Source organism: Brevibacillus brevis (assembly GCF_900637055.1).
Lineage (GTDB): Bacteria > Bacillota > Bacilli > Brevibacillales > Brevibacillaceae > Brevibacillus > Brevibacillus brevis.
On sequence record NZ_LR134338.1, the window covers coordinates 1,434,683 to 1,455,174 of the forward strand.

The window sequence follows — 20,492 nt, forward strand, 5'->3', positions numbered from 1 at the left end:
AGGCATACTACTGAGATTTCTTTTTTGCTTTGATTATATTATACAGATAGTAGCAGAGGATAAACACTAACATGGTAACAAATGAAACAACAATAGAATTTCGAAGAATTGATAATATGTACTCGTCAACGGGAAGATAAACAATATCGAATAGATCAGTACCTGGTTTAGGTACACTTTGGTATCGACTTGTGAATAAAATTTGGGCACAAAAACTGACAATAAAGCTGTATAGCACGACTTTAACTATCATTTTTTCCATGAATTAGTCACACTCCTGTATTTTTTTGGAATATCCATTTTCTTACAAAAACACTTATGGTATATTATACAATGGACTTTCCAAATCTTTGATGTTTATTCTGGTTTTTGTGTTGACGTTATCGACAGGACTTTCAACAGGGGTTTTTGCGAAATCAGCGGATAATAATAAGGTTAATTATTGTGACGATTTAGAAAAACTAGGTGATGTTAGTTACCAAAATTTTGATGGCGTTACCAAAAAAGTAATTAAGATAAAAGATACAAAAAAATTTGGTGAAATAAGTGGTATGAACGTTAAGCCGACTGGCGAAATCACCTTGGTTGTACCGATGGTTAAATCAACACCTAAATTAATTGATCGAACAGGACCTGATGTGACAAATTTAGCAGGTCAATACGTAAAATTGAAACGTGAATCGGAAGCCTGCGGGACAAAAAAAATTAGAAGCTCTAGTTATGCACCTCCTGGGGGTAAAATGATCATTTCTGAAACCGTAAGTGCTTCATATAATGCAAATGTTAGTGTTAGCGCTGAGGCTGTTAGTGCTGGTGTTGGATTTAGCGTTACCAAGGGTTACACCGTTTCAGATGAGCAAACTATAACTGTTCCGGCAGGGAAAACGGGAATTATTACAGCGTATCCCTGGTATCAAACATATGAATTTGATGTAATGGAAAGAAGGCCTTGGCCTTTAGAAGATGTAGTGGTTGGTAGTGGAACTGCTTACTTGCCTATCGGAGTTTGCTTTGTGCCTAAAGTCCTTTAATAATGTCATGAAAAGGAGCCTAACATTGGCTTCTTTTTTCTGTACTCTTGGTTGGAAGTGCGCGTCCGGAGTGAGAGAGCTCGTCCATAATCGTTTAACTGGCTTGTTGTTCCAAGGTACTCCATGATATAGCCAAAAATTAACTCGCTTTCCCTGGCACAATCGGTTGCATTTACAATACCCACGCAGTAAGAGGCGAGTTTCCTAATTACATTCGGTTGTTTCTTTGTTTTCGGATTCGTACTTAACTTTATGGGATTAGGAACGATCGGCAAGCTATTCAAATCCCACTTTGTATACTTTGGAGCGTATTCTTCCGGATTGGCTAGACCAATCAAATGTCCAACCGCCCAGGTCACGGCATACTTATCATCATTTTGGTAGAACCCTTCAAGCTTTTGATACTGTTTCACGATCGTATCAGCAATCGCTCTGGCAGCTGATGGCTTTTCAGCTATTATGAGAAGCCTTTTTCACGTGTCGTTGAATTGATGTCAGAGATTTACAAGCATCGCGATGCCACGGAGGCCCTGCAAAACGGACCAGGAAAATCAAGTTTGGACCGAAGGCGGGTTGTTGAACGATCGATTGCGTATGTAGATGAACACTATCAAGAGCCGCTGACCGTAGACCAGCTAGCGCAGGAAGCGAATGTTCCGCGTTGGCGATATACGCAGCTTTTCGAGGAAATGATGGGAGAAATACCGCTCGATTACATGAATCAACTGTGGATCAATCGGGCGAAGCAACTCCTGATCATGACAGGTGAGCGGATCAACGAGATTGCCCAAAACGTCGGATTCAACAGCGAGTATTATTTCAATCGTTGTTTTAAGCAGCGTGTAGGGCTCGCGCCAGGAAAATATCGCAATATTCATCGGGATGATTTAAGAGTCATCTCTCTTTATATGGAGGATTATTTGCTGGCCCTCGGTATTCGGCCCGTCGTTCAATGGGCGCATACATATTGGGGGCATCAGGACTATTTGGGCCTGCATGATGTTTCATCTTACGATGTGCTGACAGATGACATGCAGTTCTTGTCCAGTCGTGCCCCAGATGTCATTATACTTCGGGAGTGTACAGGCTGGAAGGCGGATGTGTATGCCAAATCTGCCGGATTGCCCTTACATTCGTGATTCGGCAGTTCGGTCCCTGAGTGGCGAAAAACATTGCGCACCCTCGGTGATCGGTTGGGCCGAAGTGAATTGGCAGAGCGGTTAATCGAGCAGTATGAATAAAAGTAAGAGCTGCCAAAAATGTAATGGGACGCAGTCACAAAGGGCAGAGGGTGGCCTTCTTGCGTATCTCGGCAGATTAAATCCTCGTGGAGAAAAACTACACATCGCAGGTCGTGGGAAGGAGCTGTCTACACTGGATGCCGATCATATTTTTTTCTCCTTTAACAAATGGCATAGGGAAAATCAGGTGCCGAACAGCTAAAGCTCGACCATCCAGTGTGGCAAACGCTTCCTGCTGTCCAAAGCAAGCGGGCGTACCAGGTGGATTTCATGCCATGGATGAATCACGGTGTAATCGCCAACGGAAAGAAGGTCGACGATCCCTAAAAGTATTAGCGTAAATGTACAAAGACAACTTCGCGATTGTCCATTGACACTGATTTCATGTATCGCCTAAAATTCATATATGATAATAAGAATCAATATCATCAAAAACAACTCAGCTCCATACTAACGAAAAAAAGGTGGCACGTATGAGTCAACACGCACATTCCCTGAAAGAGGGGAATAACGGAAAGCCAGTTGCGTTTCGCTCTCGCCCTTGGGCAGCGACGCTCATTTTGACTGGCGGGGTTTTCGCATTAATACTGGGGATGTTTTTGTCTGTGTCATTTGGAGCAGCCGACATCCACTTTGCTGTCGTATGGGAAGCTATTTTTCAATTTAATCCTGATATTACGCAACACCAAATTATTCAGGAGATTCGTTTGCCGCGTCTGCTCGGCGGTGCAATGGTCGGGGCCAGCCTTGCTGTTGCAGGTGCCATCATGCAAGGGATGACACGCAACCCACTGGCAGATTCCGGACTGCTTGGCTTGAACGCAGGTGCCGGATTTGTTTTGGCTCTCTGCTTCGCTTTTTTCCCGGGTCTGCCGTTCATGTACCTGATTCTCTACAGCTTTTTGGGTGCTGGCGTCGGGGCAGGTATGGTGTACGGGATTGGTTCTTTGGCAAAAGGCGGATTGACTCCGGTGCGCCTCGTTTTGGCGGGTGCCGCATTGACCGCACTGTTGTCTGCGTTAAGCGAAGGGATTGCTCTTTACTTTAAAATTGGACAAGATTTGGCCTTCTGGTATGCGGGCGGTGTGGCGGGAACCAAATGGTTTCAGCTCGAAGTCATGTTTCCGTGGATTCTCGCAGCTCTTATTGGGGCGATGATGCTGTCGCGTTCCATCACGATGCTCAGTCTTGGAGAAGATGTTGCGAAAGGATTGGGGCAGCGCACGGCGCTAGTCAAACTGGCAGGCATGATCATCGTCCTGATTTTGGCTGGATCAGCAGTCGCCGTTGTTGGGGCTGTAGGCTTTGTTGGATTGATCGTTCCGCATTTGACCCGCTTTTTGGTTGGGGTCGATTACCGATGGATCATTCCTTGCTCAGCCATTTTGGGCAGCTTGCTCGTCGTTTTCGCCGATTTGGCCGCAAGAATGGTAAATCCACCGTATGAGACGCCGTTAGGGGCACTTATTGCGCTAATCGGTGTACCGTTCTTCCTTTACTTGGCGCGTAAAGAAAGAAGGGAGATGTAATGATGCAGCAAATGGTTTCCCATTACCAAACCCGCAAAAGAAATAGAGCCTTTGCGGTTATGACGATACTCGCTATCCTCATTTTCATCGCGTTTATCATCAGTATGAACACAGGCTACATACGTTTGTCACCAAGCGATCTGCTGATGACACTGATCGGTTCTGGAACAGACAAACAAAACCTGATCTTGTTCGAATTCCGCTTGCCGCGGATTGTTATATCCCTCCTGATTGGGGCAGGACTTGCCGTATCCGGGTGTATTATTCAAGGAATTTCCCGCAATGCGCTGGCTGAACCTGGTATTTTAGGGATCAACGCTGGTGCTGGCTTGATGGTGATGCTGTTCATTTCGTTTTATCCATCAACGTCTGCGGCACCTGTTTTTTTGCTGCCAGTGTTGGCGTTGCTTGGAGCCAGCGTGACAGCAGCGCTGATCTTCGCATTGTCTTATAAAAGGCACAAGGGATTATCTCCGACCCGTATCATATTGACGGGGATTGCCGTGGCGGCTGGGATGAGTGCCGCGATGATCGTCTTGACACTGAAGCTGAGCCCGGACAAGTACCAGTTTGTGGCGACTTGGCTCGCCGGTAGTATCTGGGGGACCAACTGGAAGTTCGTTCTTTCGCTTTTGCCCTGGATCGCCATTTTACTCCCCTATGTTTTTTACAAAGCACGTGTCATGAACGTGCTCAATTTGGGGGAAGAATTGGCGAAAGGCTTGGGTGCACCCGTTGCCAAAGAGCAATTGAAGCTGCTGGCTGCCGCAGTCGGGCTTGCCGCTTCCTGCGTGGCAGTGAGTGGAGGCATCGGTTTTGTCGGGTTGATCGGTCCGCATTTGGCCCGCAGACTAGTGGGGCCAAAGCATGAGATGCTTTTGCCTACATCAGCCCTGACGGGGGCGCTATTGGTCATCGTGGCTGATACCATCGGACGCTGGATCATGCAACCGTCAGAGATTCCGACTGGTATCGTTGTAGCCGTTATCGGTGCTCCTTATTTCTTGTACTTGCTGGCACGTTCAAAAGCATAGTTTCGCAAATGGTGGATATGGCGAGCGTTTTCCCGTCTAGGTACGAGGGAGACGCTCGTTTTTGTATAGGCAGAAGTGGAGATCAGGCAATTGGGAATTGAAAAGAGGGAAATGTTGGAGGACAATGGGGAGAAGAAGCAACCGCCTTGTGTTTGCTATAATAGCAGCATGAGCATGTATCGGGACGAGAAGGAGTAAAGGCATATGATCGATCGATTAGACCACTTGGTTTTGACGGTAAAAGACATCGAAGCAACCTGTCACTTTTACGAAAAAGTCCTGGGTATGAAGGCTGTTACCTTTGGCGACGGCAGGAGGGCCCTGCACTTCGGCCAGCAAAAAATCAATTTGCATCAAATCGGACAAGAATGGGAGCCAAAAGCGATGCATCCAGTGGCAGGCTCCGCTGATCTGTGTCTTGTCACATCGCTTCCACTGGAGCAAGTCATCCAGCATATTCATGCATGCGGCATCCATTTTGTGGAAGGACCTGTTCAAAAAACAGGGGCCATCGGGCCGATTCGTTCGGTGTATTTGCGTGATCCGGATCAAAATTTAATCGAGGTCTCTGAGTACTTGCCACAGGAATCAGGGGAGCATTCCTTTGCTCCTGCGATCAAGGAGATTTTCAAGAGATTGGAAGAACGTGAGCGAGAGACGAGCGGCGCTTACAGTGTCTTGCTCCCGCTCGTCAAAATGGCTGACGACCAGCTAGGCATTTTATTTGAAAAAAGAGCCAGCACCATGCGGCGACAGGCGAATGAGGTTTGTTTTCCTGGAGGGCGAGCTGAGAAGAGCGACGAATCCCGTTGGGCGACGGCTGCTCGGGAAACAAGCGAGGAGCTGGGTATTCCACTTGATCGGATTCATTATGTAGGCGAGCTCGACCAGGTGATTGGGCCAGGCTCTTCTATTATTACGCCGTTTATTGGATACGTGGAAGGAATTCTAGATATGAAGCCGAATCCAGACGAGGTCGGAGAGGTCTTTATCCTTCCACTCGATCGTCTGTTGGCAACGCAGCCAGCGAAGTATCTTTCCTCTGTCATGACCGAGCCCGAAGAGGATTTTCCTTATCATCTAATCCCGGGTGGCAAGCGATATCCGTGGCGAAAAGGGACAGTCGAGCATTTGTTTTACGAGGTGGACGGGCGTGTCATCTGGGGGTTAACCGCCCGGGTGTTGGCTCAGTTTCTTGAATGGATTAGCAGCGACGACCAATCAACTAGTAAACAATAAAAGAGGTTGTTCAAAAAGTCGTCTTTTGATCACGAAGGAAGTCATGGTAGCTAGGTCGACATCGAAAATGGCGTTCACCTTCGAAGTCCGGTGCTCATGTAGATTCCCTACACTCCGCTCCTCCTTCGTTCGGTTCTCGCCATTTTCTCGGTGCTGAAAAGCCAACTTTTTGAACAATTATTAGTTGAGGAGTGGATTTACCATGTGGACAAGCAATCCTATCACTTCGCGTTTACATTTGAAATGGCCGATTATTCAGGCGCCAATGGCAGGGGGGGCGACCATACCAGCCTTGGTAGCCGCTGTCTCAGAAGCAGGGGGACTCGGAACGCTCGGTGCGGCGTATATGTCTCCTGAGCAGATTCGTGAGGCGATCAAGTCCATTCGGAAGTTAACGGACAAACCGTTTGGCGTGAATCTGTTTATTCCGGAAGATTTCGATGCCGACCAGCCGATCGCAGAAGGCGTTGCCCAAGCAATGAATGATGTGAGAGATCGATTGGGCATCCCGCACAATCCGCAGGTGACGCAATTTACAGAGCCGTTTTCTGAGCAGATGGCTGTCGTCTTGGAGGAACAGCCCGCTGTTTTCAGCTTTACCTTTGGTATTCTGGATCATCGCTTGATGGCAGAGTTGAAGCAGCGGGGAATCACTGTCATCGGAACAGCGACAACCGTTCGCGAAGCGATTGCCTTGGAAACGAGCGGAGTCGATATGATTGCCGCCCAAGGCAGCGAGGCAGGCGGGCACCGCGGTTCCTTTTTGCCGGATTCACCAAGCAATATGATTGGAACAATGGCGCTCGTCCCGCAAATCGTGGATCGGGTCAAGATTCCCGTAATCGCGGCTGGAGGGATCATGGATGGGCGAGGGATCGCAGCAGCACTCGCGCTCGGAGCACAGGCGGCACAGCTCGGAACGGCTTTTCTGACGTGCAAGGAGAGCGGAGCACATGCCCTGCACAAGAAAGCCATTTTGGAGACGAGCGAAGAGTCCATCGTAATGACACGTGCTTTCTCTGGAAAATGGGCAAGGGGCATTCAAAATGAGTTTATGACAACGCTCGCCCCGCTTGATCACGAGCTCCCGACCTATCCGGTACAAAATGCCTTGACGAAAGACATTCGAGCCGCAGCGGGCAAGCAGCAGCAACGTGCGTACATGTCGATGTGGGCGGGGCAGGCAGCTCCACTCAGCCAGGAAATAAGCGCGAGTGAGCTCGTTGAAAAGCTGGCAGCGGAGACGACGAGAATTTGCAGCAATCTGGGGCAACCCCAGTAGAATAAACGCGAAAAGAAAGCCACGCGAAAGACGGAGGAAATCAAATTGAACCAGGAATACGCTCTCAAGGGGAAACTTGTCGCAGATGGACAGGAATTGCATAATGGTCTCGTAGTCGTGGGAAATGGAATGATCATCTATGCTGGCAAGGCTGATGAGTATGGAAAAGCTTTGCCAGATCATGTGGTGACAGTAGAGGATGGCTGGATTTGCCCTGGATTCGTCGATATGCACATGCATGGGATTGACGGTTACGACACGATGGACGGGACGCCGGAATCCCTTCAGGCCATCTCGACAGCACTTGCGCGACATGGGGTGACGTCTTTTTTGGCAACGACGATGACGGCTCCTTATGATCAATTGGAGCAGGTGCTGGTTACCATCGCGCATAACAGCAGAGAAGGGCTTCCGGGGGCACAAGTGATCGGCATCCATCTGGAAGGCCCGTGGATCAATCCTCGTTACAAGGGAGCGCAAAAAGAAGAAAACATTGCGATACCCAAGCTCGATGCAGTGCAAAAGCTTTATGGGCTATCGGAAGGTCTGATCAAGGTCGTGACGATTGCGCCTGAACAACCGGAAGCACTTGAAGCGATTGCTTGGTTAAAAGAACGGGATGTCATCGTGTCTGCTGGACATACAGGTGCTACGTTTGCCCAGGCGACGGAAGCGGTAGATGCGGGCGTACGCCATTTTACTCATTGCTTCAATGCCATGACAGGGCTGCATCATCGGGAGCCAGGCGTAGTGGGCGCCGCGATGTATCATGAGCAGTTGAGCACAGAGCTGATCGCAGATGGCATCCATGTGCATCCAGCAGTCATGAAGATTTTGTATCGGGTCAAAACGGCTGAACGGCTCGCCCTCGTCAGCGATTCCATGCGGGCAGCTGCGATGGGCGAAGGGACGTACGACCTTGGGGGACAAGAGGTTCACGTCCACGACAATCAGGCAAAGCTCGCAGATGGAACCCTTGCCGGAAGCATCCTGACGCTGAATCGGGCGATCGGCAATATGGTGACGTTGAGCGGTGTTTCTTTGGCAGATGCAGTGGAGATGGCTTCCCTGACACCAGCAAGCATCCTTGGCTTCGGCGAGCGAAAAGGACGGTTGGCGGCAGGGTATGATGCGGATATTACGGTATTGAATACACAATTTGACGTGACCATGACGTTCGTTGCGGGTAAAGAAGTCTATCACCAGTCAAAATAGTTTCTTAATAGAAAAAAGCAGTCCAAGGTCGCTCTTGGATTGCTTTTTTAGCATGAAAGAAGAAAGATGTCCCCGGAGGATTGTGGTCGGGGAGAAGCCCTGCCACATGTTTTCCAGTCGCCTATATCCTCACTTCGTTCGGGCGGTCTCCTTCCAAACATGTGTCAGGACTTTCGTACAGCTTTTGTTAACTTCAGGGTTTTACCCCGCTTTCAAAGATTGACTCAGAGAGCCTTTCAGAACTTTATCGATCCCCTTCCTGGATGACCTTTCAAATGTTATGAACAAAAAGCCGCGTAGGAAGAAGTGCATTTCCAGTCCAAGCGCCTCTGGAGCCCTCCCCAGCGTAGAAATGAATGGCGGGGAATTTCAGCTTCACTTATGAGATACTTCCTCGAAACTGTCTACGTTTGAAGCGCTCCCGCCATTCATTTCGGAGCGGACAGTCTTCTCCCCCTTGCGGGGCGGAGGCCGAAGCGTAGACTGGAAATGCACTTCTTCCCTCTCCACAGCTCCTTCTTACAACTGCTGCTGCAACGCATCCCGTTGAAGCCATATTTTATGAAAGTCCAACCACCCCGACGAATTGATCGACACGCCTCGTAGAGATTTGTGAAACGACGTAAAGGTCTTTTTCTGAACCAGATACAAGACCGCATAGTTTTCCTTGATCATGGCTTCGATCCTGGCGAGATGGTGCTCCCGAGCAAGCCGGTCTGGCTCCTGAAACGTCAAGCAAATCTCCTTGTTGATCTCCTGAGCCAACGATTCATCAAATGCGGGGAGAAAGTAATTTCTTTGCAGATACATCTCCAGCTCGCTAATCTGATCGCTGCTAAACACATTGCCGTACAGCTGGCAGTCATGTTCGGGCAAACAATCGCGATTTGAAAATTCCCATGGTTCTCTCACATCGACTTCCAGATTAATGCCATAATCGCCGCATCGTTGTTGAATCCATAGCGCATCTTCTTCATGGTAGGCTGTGGTCACGAGGCGCAATGTTTCTCCCTGATACTCGCTTTCCTGTAGCAGGGACATGATTTCAGCATGGCAGGGCTGCTCATTCTCTCTCGCTCTTACCTCCCTTAAAACAGGGTGATACGTGCGGAAGCCTTTAGCCGGGTAGACGCGATCACCGCCCAAATCGGCAATCATTTGATCCCGGTCAATCAGCTTATCAAGCGCCTGACGGAACTTGAAATGATTGTGCGGACCACTCTTCCACTGATTAAAAACAAGCAAATTACAGCAGGAAAAAAACGCCTCCGTATCACACCAGTCCTGACCATCCTGAATGACTGCTTCCTTCAATGCTTGTGCTTTCGTCTGGACCCCGTGCGACACCATCACAGACGCCCAGTTTGGTTCTTTTAGGCGACCCATGTCCAACTCGGGGAAGATCAAAATTTCCACACGATCCAACTGCGGTCTCCCCAGAAAATGAGCAGGAAATGCCTCTAAAATACAGATCCCCTCGTTAAGGCGGACCAGTTGAAAGGGTCCTGTTCCAATTGGCTTTTCTCCAAAGCCTTTCTCATCCTGCCGAACGATTTCTTCTGGAACAATGCTTGCGGGTATGGTCGCCAACAGCCTCAGCAGCAAGTAATTCGGTTCTTTCAGCAGGATGCGTACGGTTCTGTCATCAATCGCGATGAGCTGATCTATGTCACGAAACATCCAGCTTGCTTCATACGTGTCTGGATGCAAGCGAAGCCGATTCAGGGAAAAAACAACATCATGAGCAGTCAATTCCCGTCCGTGATGAAACAGCACGTTCTTTTTCAAATAAAAGGTCCATGCTGTGGCATCTGGACTGCTTTCCCATGAGTGGGCGATGGAAGGTAAAATCGAACGACTATTCAGATCATAATGGACGAGCGTATTGAAAATTTGTCCCGCCAGATGTGCATCGAAGTGGTAATAAACCAGACCAGGGTCGAGCGTCACAATCGTGCGGTACACCGGAAAGCGCATGATATCTTGGGAACGGTTCGATACCGAGTGGCGTAAGAAGCCCATTCCTTCCGAGAGCCAATCCATGATCTGGTCTTTGACGGCTGCTTTGCCGTAGCGATTCATGAGCTCCATCGCTTCTTTGACGTCGCCTTTGTCTATTTGCAGCTTGACCTCGGCGAGGAGGATCTCATCGGAATCAGTATGAAGCGTCATGACCGAGACATTTCCTCGCCCGCGTCCCGCCTTCCATTCGACCCAATCCAGCTCGACTAGCTTACGGACAATCAGCTTGGCGTAGCGAGGCGTACAGTGCCAAATCCCAGCCAGCTTTTCGATGGTGACAGGGAACGGTTTCCCGATTTCTTCTAGATGAAAAAACGAACGAAGCTCTAAAAAATGCAGAACGGTAACCTTGCTGGCCCCCATTTCTCTGATAAAAATGCATGCTCGAAAAGGTGATCGGATTCAACCAAATCGAACCCTTTTTCCCTTTTTTCTAGTTCCATATACTGAAGATAACACGAGAGATAACAAACGGGAATGGGAAAGAGAGTTGGGGAGCATGAGATTTCATCCGGTGGCATGGGGTGTCATTATCGGAACATTTTTGTCACGCACAGGCTTTTTTATGACGCTTCCGTTTTTGGGCATTTATTTAGGAAAGGTAAAAGGAATTGATCCGGCAATCGTTGGCTCGATCCTCGCACTCAGCTTGCTGGTCGGAACGATTAGCAGCTTTGCTGGGGGAGCATTGTCAGACCGATTGGGCAGATATCCAGTGATGATCACTGCGATGGGAGCTTGGAGCATCGTTTTGATCGGATACGTTTTTGCTACGGAGACGTGGATGTTCTTTGTTTTAAGTGCCTGTAACGGCCTTTTTCGAAACGTATTTGAGCCGACAGCCCGTGCCCTGCTGGCGGATGTCACGTCGGATGATCAGCGGGCAGCTGTTTTCAACGCCAGGTATTTCGCGATCAACCTGGGTGGAGCAATTGGTCCGTTAATCGGTTTGCAGCTGGGTGCAGGGAGCACATCCTTGTTGCCGTTCGTTGTCACAGCTATCATTTTTGCCGTGTACGCTGCCGTATTGGTGGTATTTATGGTCATGTTCAAGGAACAGCTGAAGAAGGACGTGGCTGCTGATCCGGTCACCATGAATCAGATGGCACGCATTGTTTTTACAGACAAAATATTTCTTTACTTGTTGCTCGGGAATTTGTTCGTTGCTGGTGCCTACTCGCATCTGGACACCACACTCTCCCAGTACATTGGGCATGATCGAATAGAGGCCTATTCCTTTTTATTTGTAGTGAATACCATCTCGGTTTTAGCGCTTCAATATCCGCTCGCCAAGTTTATGAAGCGGTACTCATCGATGACCGCGTTGAAGCTGGGCTGTCTATTGTTTGGGCTGGGGCTGTTCGGTTTTGGGCTTTTTACGAATTTGTTTTGGCTCTCCGTGTCGATGGTGGTGTTTACGATCGGTGAAATCTTGTGCTTTGTCGTCGGAGATATCCTGATCGGGGAGATCGCTCCCCAGCATTTACGTGGAGCGTATTACGGTGCCAGCGGTTTTGCCTTCCTTGGACAGAGTGTTTGCGCGTGGATCGGCGGGGTGTTGCTCCAGGTACTCGGTTTTGGACAAGGGCCGCTCATCTTCGCGATCCTCATGCTGTTGACCTTTATCGCGCTTCCGTTCTATCAACGCGGCCAGTATTTATGGGAGCAGCGGCAACATCAAAGAAAAAGCTGTGAAAAATCTTCACAAGTTATGATTTGAATAGGGTGCGATCTCTTGTTTTTTAGGAAAAGGAAGTAAGTACGAAAAGAAGCACGCTGTTGACGCATGCTTCTTTTTATTTTTGCCATATCCAACTGACTAGTTGTTCTTCTGAATAACTCCCCACATGTTTCCGCTCGGGTCAAAAAATTTGAGCACCCATCCGAAGCCATCGTTTTGGTAGTGGGTAATCGAGACTTCATGGGCCTGCAAATAATCATGGAGTGAATGCACATCGGAAGTGGTGTACAAAAAGACAGGCATGGGTTGATGATCAACGGTAAAGGTTGTGGACGTCTGCTCATCCGTTTCCCATATCATCAAGGTGGGTCCCGCAGACAGGGCAAGAAAAGCGGAAGTACGATACCGCGCCTGTAAGGAAAAGCCAAGGTGATTGCAGTACCAGACAATGGCCTCTTCCAAATTTTTCACGGGAACTTGTACGTGAAGCAACGATTCCAAATGTGCCATGATCAATCATTCCCCTCTCCATACTTTTTCTTTATATTGCCAGAATCCCCCATCTTTCGTTATCATTTTTTGAGAGGAAAGATAGGGGAGGCCATGACATGAGACAGGTAGAACGGGAAAGAGGTCTGAAAAAAGGCACGATCCTGCAAAAAGCTTATCGGATCAAAAAGACCATTTCCACAAGTGAGCTGTCGAATGTGTATGTGGTCTACCATATGAAAAGCAAGCGGACACTCATTCTCAAAGAGTTTTTCCCGCAAGCATTGGCTATGCGAGATTTGGATCAAGTGAAGGTCATTTGTCGCAGACCATCGTTAAAAACCAAATTCGACATGCTGCTAGACAGCTTTTGGCAAGAGGCGTCCCTCCACAAAGAACTGAATCATCCAAATATCATCGGATACATCGACCATTTTGCCGAAAATGGCACAGGTTATCTCGTCGTGGACTATTGCAAAGGGAAGACGCTGGATGAATATGTATTAGCCCAAGCCGAGCTTGATCTGGGAGCATTTTTGCATCAGACGGTACTTCCGGTATTTGACGGATTAGACTATTTGCACAAAAAAGGCATCATTCATCGCGATATCAAGCCCAAAAACATCTTGGTCACCAAAGCTGGCATGCCTGTGCTGATCGATTTTGGCTCCGCGATTTATTTCGTGAGTGATGAACCTAAACCGATCGTGACGACAGAAGGATATTCACCGCTTGAGTTTTACTCGGGTCAATCCAAGCAAGGAGTAGTCTCGGATATTTACAGCCTGGCTGCCACGCTGTATTACTGTCTGACCAAAGAGCGTCCCGTTGATGTGGCGGCAAGAGTCATTGAGGATAACTTGCCGTCGCTTCGAACGATCAACCCTGATGTTCCGCTGCTGCTGGCGAATGTCATTATGTGGGGATTGGCCGTCGACTCGAAAAAAAGATGCCCCACACTCAAGCTGTTTGCGACAGCGATTCGTGCAGAGCATCTGATTTGGAAGGGAAAGGAGCGCTTCTTTCTTAGGAAGCTTCCTCACTAGACGATTTCTTAAAGCGAATTTCGATCTCGGTCATCCGATCCTCGAAGGTCACATACACCTTGTCGTTGTATTGGAGAACGAGCTTTTTATGTCGGGGCATGGCTTCCTTGCCCCGTTCAACTGTGCAGTGACTATGATTGACCAGGAGCAGCGTTTGATTTTTTCCTGGCTGGAAGTAAATCTTCTGCGCTTCGGGCAAATGCTCATTCACATCCAAACTGGTGAACAGCTCCTGCAACGTGATCCGCTGTTTCTTGCCAAAGGAGGCGAGAGGCCAAAACTTGACAGGGATGTCGTTGCCGCTTGCTGTGTGGAGGAAATATCCCTCTAGGCGACCCACAAAGGCAGGCTTGGGACGTGTCAGCAGGTAAACACCGTAGCCGATCGCTGCTACGAGCAACACAATGATGCCGATGGTGATGTAGCGATCCCATACTGAGTGCACAGTAATGACGAGCGGGCCTGTGACGCTTGCTCCTTCCGCATCTGTGGCGGTGATGGTGATTTCTGATGTACCACTTTTCTCTGGTGACAGCTTCAGAGCCGCGTCTTGAATCGTAGCGACAAATCGTTCATCCGGATCAGCGGTGACGATGGTATAGGTTAGCTTGTCGTTATTGGCGTCTGTGAAGAACGAACCCAAATCGATAGACTGCTCGCCGTTTTCCTTTTCGATCGTCAAGGTATTGACCGAGGCAGCAACTGGCGCGATATTCGTCATGTCAAAAACGCTCGAAGCCGTCTCGCGATAAAAGTCCGGGCCATTCATGAAGATTTTCCACTCGTACTTGCCCGAGTGAGGGAAGACGTAGTCGACGGTAAAGCTATCACCAAGGTTCTTCATCGGGATCTTTTCTTCTTTTTTCCCTGCGAGATCGTTTACGATCAGTTCTGCTTGCATGGATGCGTACACATCCTTGTCATCCAGTCGTTTGCCACCCTCCAGATGGTGGAGATAGGTACTAAACGTAGCAGGATTCCCCTTGATTACAGGCTCAGGCTTGACTTCTACACCAGCCATCAAGCTGTAATTCCCCAGCAAATTGATTTTCACCAAATCCCCGGGTTTGCCTCTGAATTTGACGAGATAGTTCCCCTTCTTCGGCTTTTCAATTTTCATCAGCGAGTATTTTTTCGATTTCATAAAATGAACATTCTGCGATTGATAGTACACTTGCGATTCCAGCAGCGGATTGTTGGACAACAGGATGATGTTCGCTTCCTGCATGCTGGAGTTAGGAATGGTCACGGTCACTTCCTGCAAGCCCCCGGTAGCTGTCATGGCCGCCACCGACACGAGCTGCGATTGAATATGCTTGGCAAAAATCTGATTGAAGATTTCGGGCAGATCATCCGTGCTTTGTGTGACAAAGGAAGTTCCGCCTGTTGCCTCTGCGATTTTTTTCAGCTGTTCCTTCTGGACGGAGCCATCGCTATTGAGGCCAATCGTATAGATCGGATAGCCTTGCGCTTTTGCTTTCGAGATAGCTGTCTCCACGTCCTTGTTGGATCCTGCCACACTCCTGCCACTCGCATTTTGCCGCAAATCTGTTCCCCCGTCTGACAGAAGGATCAAAAATGGCTTCCGAGCTGGGTCCTTTGCTTTTTCAATCATCTCTGCCCCTCTGCGCAAACCGAGTCCCAAATCCGAATACCCAGAGTAACGCAACCCTTGAATGGTTCGCTTGAGCTGTTCCCGATTTCTTGCTTCGGCCATGCTCGCTGGAGACTGAGCTTGTACAATCCGATCATTATAGGCGACAAAGCCAATGCGGGTACGCGTGGCTTCGCTCATATCAATGAACATACTCATGACCTCTGCGGCTGTTTTGCCAGGGTCCGTTTTGTTCATGGAATTACTCGTATCAATGACAAAGACCGCGTCTACTCCCGCATCTGCTGTTCCATTTGCCCCCGCAGTAAGAGGGGCGGACAAGAAGAGCATGGGGAGGAGCAGTCCGATGACCACCATTCGAAAAAGTGGAGGCAGAGAGAGGGTTGACTGACGATTTTTGTACATACATTCACCTTTTTTCTGAAAAAAATTTTAAAAAGTTCATGACTTACTAAAATGGGACGATTTACCTATAAATGTTTGTTCGTATAAAAGATCGGTTTCATATTGCCGATGTATATAAAAGTTAATAACACCCATTTTTGTAAATATGAGGTGAATGCATAGTGCTCCCCAGCGGCAACTAGGGAGAATTATCTATCAGTCGTTGTGCTTCTTTCCTAGTAGGAGAGTGGACAAGGCGAGGCTTATCCCTATTTTTTTGAAGACCTAGGAAAGGAGACTCTGTGTCTTCAGCATAAAACGGGAATCCAAGAAAAGGAAGATTTGTGGAATAAAATGGGTCTAAATACTGAGAATGGTCACAGGGGTATAGGAAAATTGTCATAATCCGCGGAATGTTGACAAATAATGCGGGCAAAGTTTAATTTAGAGGCAAGATTTTTTGTTTGTTTTTGGTATAAATGTCATGTTTTGCATTTCATTTCGTGAAGTAGGACTCATCATCTATCCAGTAGGACTAAGTGGTTATGCAGACAACAGAAAGGGGCCATTTATGGACATTATTAACCAGACCAACCGAACCATGCTGTTCGAAGAGATCAACCCGGAAAAATTGGACCTGATCACTATTGTTGGAGATGTAAAAGGCATCGACAGTCTCAGCGACGACAAGATCAAGGAGATCAACGAGCATCTCCTCGTGCGCAGCTTCGATGAGTTTTTGGACAAGTTCTCCCCGAGCGTGTATTCGTTCTACAATGCAGCGAACCAAAAAGTGATGTACACCTTGAAAAAGCCTGACGGAATTGCAGAGGATGCGATTTCCGAGATCAAGATCGATCAGAGCAACGACTTCTTGAAAATGCTGTTTACCCTGATTGATACGAAGCGCAGTCAAGGGATCACCAACGTGGATTTCAAATTCGAGAATTTGCTCGATATGATTTCCCCGAAAAAAGTGATGGATGACATCCGTCAGGTGCGCAAAGAGATTCACTACTTGTACGGTCATTACGAAAAGCTTGATGATGGCGATCCGAAGAAGCTCGATCTCGGTGACAAGCTGAACACGATGTTCGAGGATGCCAGCAAAAACTACAACAACGTTATGGCGATGCTGCCACTGGCGATTGAAGATATCAAAACACGACTGCTCTTGGGCGGTGCACAAGAGGAGAACCAATCCGAAGCGATTCAGATCGGGATGCTGACGATTGGGGAAGACGGAGAACTGAAGATCATCGAGGCACCGAAGAGTGACAGCCGCGAGCTGATGGTTCTCGATGAAAACAGCGGAAACGGACTGATGAACGTTTTCGAAGAGGATTACGAGTCGATCACTGAGACGCCATCCTCCTACGTAAAAGATCTCGTGGTGCGCACCTTCTGCCCACTGCCGACGGTACATACCGAAGTCAACATTGAGACAGAAGTACAAAATTACAATACGTATCTCGAGTTTTACAAAAACGCCAAGGACGACTTCGTAAAAACGGTGAAGCCTTTGGTCGAGAAAATTTTGGGCGTGAAGATGTTCTTCGATCAGTACGTGACCAAGAACAAAGGCATGCAGCCAGCAATGCTGATCACGAATACGAAGCTCGACATGCTCGTGAAAAGCAGCAACATTCCACGTCTGGAGACGTACCTGAACACGGTCAACGCGAAAAACGACTTCACGGATACGATCTGGTTCGGAATCGTTCCATCTGTTGATATGGATTCCGCTGGAAAAGCAAAAGTGACTCGCGAGCGTTTCCGCGGGAACGAAAAAGTCGTCAAGCAAGACGGCAATACGATGGAATCGCTCACCATGCTGCTCCAGGTCGTCAAGGACTTCAAGGTACAAGTGTTCTTCAGCTTCAGTACAGGTGAAGAAACGACCTTCAACAGCATGGCGACTGCGGGTATTGATAAATACATCGACAAGTGCGGAATCTTGGTGCGCAAAGAATTCAGTGAATTCGCGATCCCGTGCATTCCGAACTTCACGATTATTCCAAAAGACAAATCAGGAGTTGTCATCGACAGCAGAATGCTGCAAACCGAAGACGGCGTCAAGCTGTCCCAGGAAAAAGAAGACATCCTGAAGCTGTGGATCGAGGGTGTTTATGTCGGTGCCAGCTATGTAGCTGCTGGTGTCGTGGCAGCGTACCAGTGTCCAGAATACTTGCGCGAAACATTCAAAGTGGTTAGCCGCGAATATCCGGGTGTGCGCTTTGACATCGAAGCAGGTGAAAATGGACTGCGCGCTGTCACCACAATGGCCAAAGAAATCTCTGGCTTCACGAACAACATCAAAGATTCCATCAACCGCAAAAACTTTGGATTCGTCTTCTCTTCGGAAAATGCACAAATCCAAGGCAAAGATATCAAACGCATTACGGTGTACAAGGCACGCAGCCTCGCTATGGCAGAGGACGGCTTTGATTCCATCTACAAAACATTGGTCAGCACCTATATCGAGCGGATTCTCCGCTTCCAGACGGGTGATTTCAAACACGACAACATCGTGAAGTTCTTCAGTAACAATCCGAGCAGCCAAAAAAGCAAATGGCTGGGCACACGCGGCTTCGTGAACTCCATCATTCACGATGGTGATGACATGAGCTACATCATCGATGATAAGAGTAATCTGTGCCATATCGATCTGGTGTTCAACGGCAATGTGAAGAACCTGGAGGTCACCATCACCAAAGGAACGACTCCGGTCAAAGCATAGCATTGATCCCCTGGAGAGCTGTTTATGAAACTTTTTGACACATTACGCAGGTGGTTAGAGGTGTGTTTCCCAAAACGCACCCTTACACATAAGCCTCGAAGCCAATCAGGCATTTCGAGAGCAAGATTTCATTTCAAGGAGGTTTTTTCCATGGGTTTTCGACTCAAAGTAGAAGGTTCTGAAACAATTGAGCTGGGCATGGACAACATTCAGACAGTAAAGTACGACACTGACACGCCAGACGATTCCAACGCGCGCTCCACAGATGTGGGTGCAACACTGAAACTGACTGGCAAAATCATCACTGCAACAGATGGTGACAGTGCGGATGACACCATGAAGCTGGCTCTCTGGTCTTTGGTACCAGCAGAAAAAGCGGATTGCTACCGCAAAGTAACATTGGAAGTAATCGCTGCTGATCAAGTGATCCGCAAAATCTACTTCCCGAACGCATTCGTAGTGGATTACAACGAGAGCTTCGGTGATACCGAGGGTGTAGGAACATTCAGCATCTTCATCAAGCAAAAGAAAGACAAAACCGAACTCACCAAAATCGAAGGCGGCTACGCTGTTTAGGTTTTGAGAGAAGTAAGGTAGGAAGAGCCGTATCTCGAAAGCCGTGTTCGAGGTACGGCTCTACAAAATAACGAAAATCATTGCCAGACAGAGGGTGCGCGCATGAAAAATTATTACGAGATTCTGGGGCTAACCAAACAGGCTTCCACGAATGACATCAAAAAAGCATACCGTCAACTGGCAAAGCAGCATCATCCGGATGTCAATGCCGGGAGCAGTGAGTCAGAGCGAATTTTTAAAGAAATTACCGAGGCCTATCAGACATTGCAGGACCCGGCCTTGCGCGAGGCGTACGACGCGCGTTACGAAGCTTTTCAGCAGAAGAAGCAACAACAGACTAGCCATACAAGCAGTACAAAGCAAGGACAAAGCAAACAGCAAGCACAGTCTGCAACGGGTGTGAACTTCGAGGATTTGGGGAGCACCTTTGAACGATTTTTTGGTTTTCATCCGAAGACAGGCGAGATTAATCCAAACACCATGAAATCCGAAAAGAAAAATCCACTGGATACGACGGATATGTTTGAGCAGTTTTTCCGCATGAAGAAAAAATAAGAGGGAAAAATCGGGCTTGGATGACAGCTCTTTCATGACATAGAGGTAGTAGCAACCTGCTCCTGTCTTTGGATGGATGTCCATACATACACCATTCGCCCAAAGCTCGGAGCATTTTTCTTAAAAGGAAGTTCAAAAATTCGTATTTTGATCACGAGCATACATAGGTAGTTGATTGGGGGTTAAGATGTGGCGAAGAAAAAAGGGTACGAAAAGTCCATCAGAGTGAAGCTCATAGAGCTGCTGATTTCCATTCTTGTGATTAGTGCACTCATTTATGTCTTTGGTTATACGGACAGCAACGCTCTGAAAATTTTTACAGGAATTGCCTGCGGACTCTTTTTGTTCGGGGTCATTATCGTCAAATTCGGAAGCCCCGACGAACCGGAGCCAAAGAAAGAGGATGGCATCACCAAACTGGTTCTATTAGATGAAGAGGGAGAGAGTGTGAAGGAGTGGTTGATCCAGGGGGAGACATCCCTTTTGATCGGCAAAAGCTCCGCGCAAAACGAGGTCGACATCGACTTGGCGGATGCGGAATACGCTGCCTTGATTAGCAAGCAGCATGCGGTTCTGAATCAAGCCTCTGGGGACTGGTTCATCGAGGATATTCATTCCAAAAACGGCACAGGCATCAAGCAGCCGAACAAACGCGACAAGAGCAAGCTGGAGATCGAACAGCCGCATAAAGTGAAGGCTGGCGACATCATTTACATAGCCAATACCCGCTTGTTGCTGAAATAACAACGGGGTAAACATCGCTTTTACACACATACATATCGTCCTTGTACGGAACGAAACGGGGGAGCAGAA

General features: G+C 48.1%; 17 protein-coding genes. 13 read left to right on the forward strand and 4 right to left on the reverse strand.

The window, feature by feature from the left end:
* The first annotated feature begins 350 nt into the window (after positions 1-350).
* Positions 351-1,031, forward strand: a complete 681-nt coding sequence (locus EL268_RS07560) for a hypothetical protein (protein ID WP_126435409.1) — start codon at positions 351-353, stop codon at positions 1,029-1,031.
* Positions 1,032-1,036: 5 nt separating this feature from the next.
* Here EL268_RS07560 and EL268_RS07565 read toward each other — a convergent pair whose 3' ends face one another.
* Positions 1,037-1,492 (reverse strand): toprim domain-containing protein, encoded by a 456-nt coding sequence (locus EL268_RS07565; protein ID WP_106655593.1) that lies wholly within the window; start codon positions 1,490-1,492, stop codon positions 1,037-1,039.
* A 30-nt stretch (positions 1,493-1,522) separates the two neighbouring features.
* Here EL268_RS07565 and EL268_RS33225 point away from each other — a divergent pair, with 30 nt between their 5' ends.
* From EL268_RS33225 to nagA, 6 genes are all read left to right on the forward strand, one after another.
* Positions 1,523-2,170 (forward strand): helix-turn-helix transcriptional regulator, encoded by a 648-nt coding sequence (locus EL268_RS33225; protein WP_232030299.1) that lies wholly within the window; start codon positions 1,523-1,525, stop codon positions 2,168-2,170.
* A gap of 575 nt (positions 2,171-2,745) precedes the next feature.
* Entirely contained in the window at positions 2,746-3,801 is a 1,056-nt protein-coding gene (locus tag EL268_RS07575; protein WP_056493650.1) for a FecCD family ABC transporter permease, read from the forward strand.
* A gap of 2 nt (positions 3,802-3,803) precedes the next feature.
* Positions 3,804-4,835: a FecCD family ABC transporter permease gene (locus EL268_RS07580; protein WP_106655616.1), complete on the forward strand. Its 1,032-nt coding sequence runs from the start codon at positions 3,804-3,806 to the stop codon at positions 4,833-4,835.
* A gap of 204 nt (positions 4,836-5,039) precedes the next feature.
* Positions 5,040-6,074, forward strand: coding sequence for a VOC family protein (locus tag EL268_RS07585; protein ID WP_106655594.1), 1,035 nt, complete (start codon positions 5,040-5,042; stop codon positions 6,072-6,074).
* A 202-nt stretch (positions 6,075-6,276) separates the two neighbouring features.
* Positions 6,277-7,356 carry an NAD(P)H-dependent flavin oxidoreductase gene (locus EL268_RS07590; RefSeq protein WP_106655595.1) on the forward strand — a complete coding sequence of 360 codons (1,080 nt, stop codon included), beginning with the start codon at positions 6,277-6,279 and terminating at the stop codon, positions 7,354-7,356.
* Between the two features lie 45 nt (positions 7,357-7,401).
* Positions 7,402-8,571, forward strand: coding sequence for an N-acetylglucosamine-6-phosphate deacetylase (gene nagA / locus EL268_RS07595; protein ID WP_106655596.1), 1,170 nt, complete (start codon positions 7,402-7,404; stop codon positions 8,569-8,571).
* Between the two features lie 519 nt (positions 8,572-9,090).
* Here nagA and EL268_RS07605 read toward each other — a convergent pair.
* Positions 9,091-10,956 carry an SgrR family transcriptional regulator gene (locus EL268_RS07605; protein WP_106655597.1) on the reverse strand — a complete coding sequence of 622 codons (1,866 nt, stop codon included), beginning with the start codon at positions 10,954-10,956 and terminating at the stop codon, positions 9,091-9,093.
* A gap of 136 nt (positions 10,957-11,092) precedes the next feature.
* Between EL268_RS07605 and EL268_RS07610 the strand changes: the two genes are divergently transcribed.
* Entirely contained in the window at positions 11,093-12,313 is a 1,221-nt protein-coding gene (locus EL268_RS07610; protein WP_106655598.1) for an MDR family MFS transporter, read from the forward strand.
* Between the two features lie 99 nt (positions 12,314-12,412).
* Here the strand turns inward: EL268_RS07610 and EL268_RS07615 are convergent, their stop codons facing one another.
* Entirely contained in the window at positions 12,413-12,784 is a 372-nt protein-coding gene (locus tag EL268_RS07615; protein ID WP_047071449.1) for a VOC family protein, read from the reverse strand.
* Positions 12,785-12,882: 98 nt separating this feature from the next.
* On the opposite strand from EL268_RS07615, the gene EL268_RS07620 reads away from it, so the two are divergent.
* Positions 12,883-13,809: a serine/threonine protein kinase gene (locus tag EL268_RS07620; RefSeq protein ID WP_106655599.1), complete on the forward strand. Its 927-nt coding sequence runs from the start codon at positions 12,883-12,885 to the stop codon at positions 13,807-13,809.
* On the opposite strand, the gene EL268_RS07625 is transcribed toward EL268_RS07620, so the two are convergent.
* Positions 13,790-15,829, reverse strand: coding sequence for a VWA domain-containing protein (locus EL268_RS07625; protein WP_106655600.1), 2,040 nt, complete (start codon positions 15,827-15,829; stop codon positions 13,790-13,792). The two genes, EL268_RS07620 and EL268_RS07625, sit on opposite strands and share 20 nt — an antisense overlap.
* Before the next feature lie 550 nt (positions 15,830-16,379).
* Between EL268_RS07625 and EL268_RS07630 the strand changes: the two genes are divergently transcribed.
* The 4 genes from EL268_RS07630 (at position 16,380) to EL268_RS07645 (ending at position 20,423) form a co-directional block, all read left to right on the forward strand.
* Positions 16,380-18,548, forward strand: a complete 2,169-nt coding sequence (locus EL268_RS07630; RefSeq protein WP_106655617.1) for a transcriptional regulator — start codon at positions 16,380-16,382, stop codon at positions 18,546-18,548.
* 150 nt (positions 18,549-18,698) lie between these two features.
* Positions 18,699-19,124, forward strand: a complete 426-nt coding sequence (locus EL268_RS07635) for a hypothetical protein (RefSeq protein ID WP_007728098.1) — start codon at positions 18,699-18,701, stop codon at positions 19,122-19,124.
* Positions 19,125-19,226: 102 nt separating this feature from the next.
* Positions 19,227-19,679 (forward strand): J domain-containing protein, encoded by a 453-nt coding sequence (locus EL268_RS07640; RefSeq protein ID WP_106655601.1) that lies wholly within the window; start codon positions 19,227-19,229, stop codon positions 19,677-19,679.
* Between the two features lie 189 nt (positions 19,680-19,868).
* Positions 19,869-20,423: an FHA domain-containing protein gene (locus EL268_RS07645; protein ID WP_106655602.1), complete on the forward strand. Its 555-nt coding sequence runs from the start codon at positions 19,869-19,871 to the stop codon at positions 20,421-20,423.
* The last annotated feature ends 69 nt before the right edge of the window (positions 20,424-20,492 follow it).

Bases quoted from the DNA above. Each gene is read 5' to 3' on its own strand.
- EL268_RS33225 (WP_232030299.1), top strand. From the start codon at position 1,523: ATGTCAGAGATTTACAAGCATCGCGATGCCACGGAGGCCCTGCAAAAC.
- EL268_RS07575 (WP_056493650.1), top strand. From the start codon at position 2,746: ATGAGTCAACACGCACATTCCCTGAAAGAGGGGAATAACGGAAAGCCA.
- EL268_RS07580 (WP_106655616.1), top strand. From the start codon at position 3,804: ATGCAGCAAATGGTTTCCCATTACCAAACCCGCAAAAGAAATAGAGCC.
- EL268_RS07585 (WP_106655594.1), top strand. From the start codon at position 5,040: ATGATCGATCGATTAGACCACTTGGTTTTGACGGTAAAAGACATCGAA.
- EL268_RS07590 (WP_106655595.1), top strand. From the start codon at position 6,277: ATGTGGACAAGCAATCCTATCACTTCGCGTTTACATTTGAAATGGCCG.
- EL268_RS07605 (WP_106655597.1), bottom strand. From the start codon at position 10,956: ATGGGGGCCAGCAAGGTTACCGTTCTGCATTTTTTAGAGCTTCGTTCG.
- EL268_RS07610 (WP_106655598.1), top strand. From the start codon at position 11,093: ATGAGATTTCATCCGGTGGCATGGGGTGTCATTATCGGAACATTTTTG.
- EL268_RS07615 (WP_047071449.1), bottom strand. From the start codon at position 12,784: ATGGCACATTTGGAATCGTTGCTTCACGTACAAGTTCCCGTGAAAAAT.
- EL268_RS07620 (WP_106655599.1), top strand. From the start codon at position 12,883: ATGAGACAGGTAGAACGGGAAAGAGGTCTGAAAAAAGGCACGATCCTG.
- EL268_RS07625 (WP_106655600.1), bottom strand. From the start codon at position 15,829: ATGTACAAAAATCGTCAGTCAACCCTCTCTCTGCCTCCACTTTTTCGA.
- EL268_RS07630 (WP_106655617.1), top strand. From the start codon at position 16,380: ATGGACATTATTAACCAGACCAACCGAACCATGCTGTTCGAAGAGATC.
- EL268_RS07635 (WP_007728098.1), top strand. From the start codon at position 18,699: ATGGGTTTTCGACTCAAAGTAGAAGGTTCTGAAACAATTGAGCTGGGC.
- EL268_RS07640 (WP_106655601.1), top strand. From the start codon at position 19,227: ATGAAAAATTATTACGAGATTCTGGGGCTAACCAAACAGGCTTCCACG.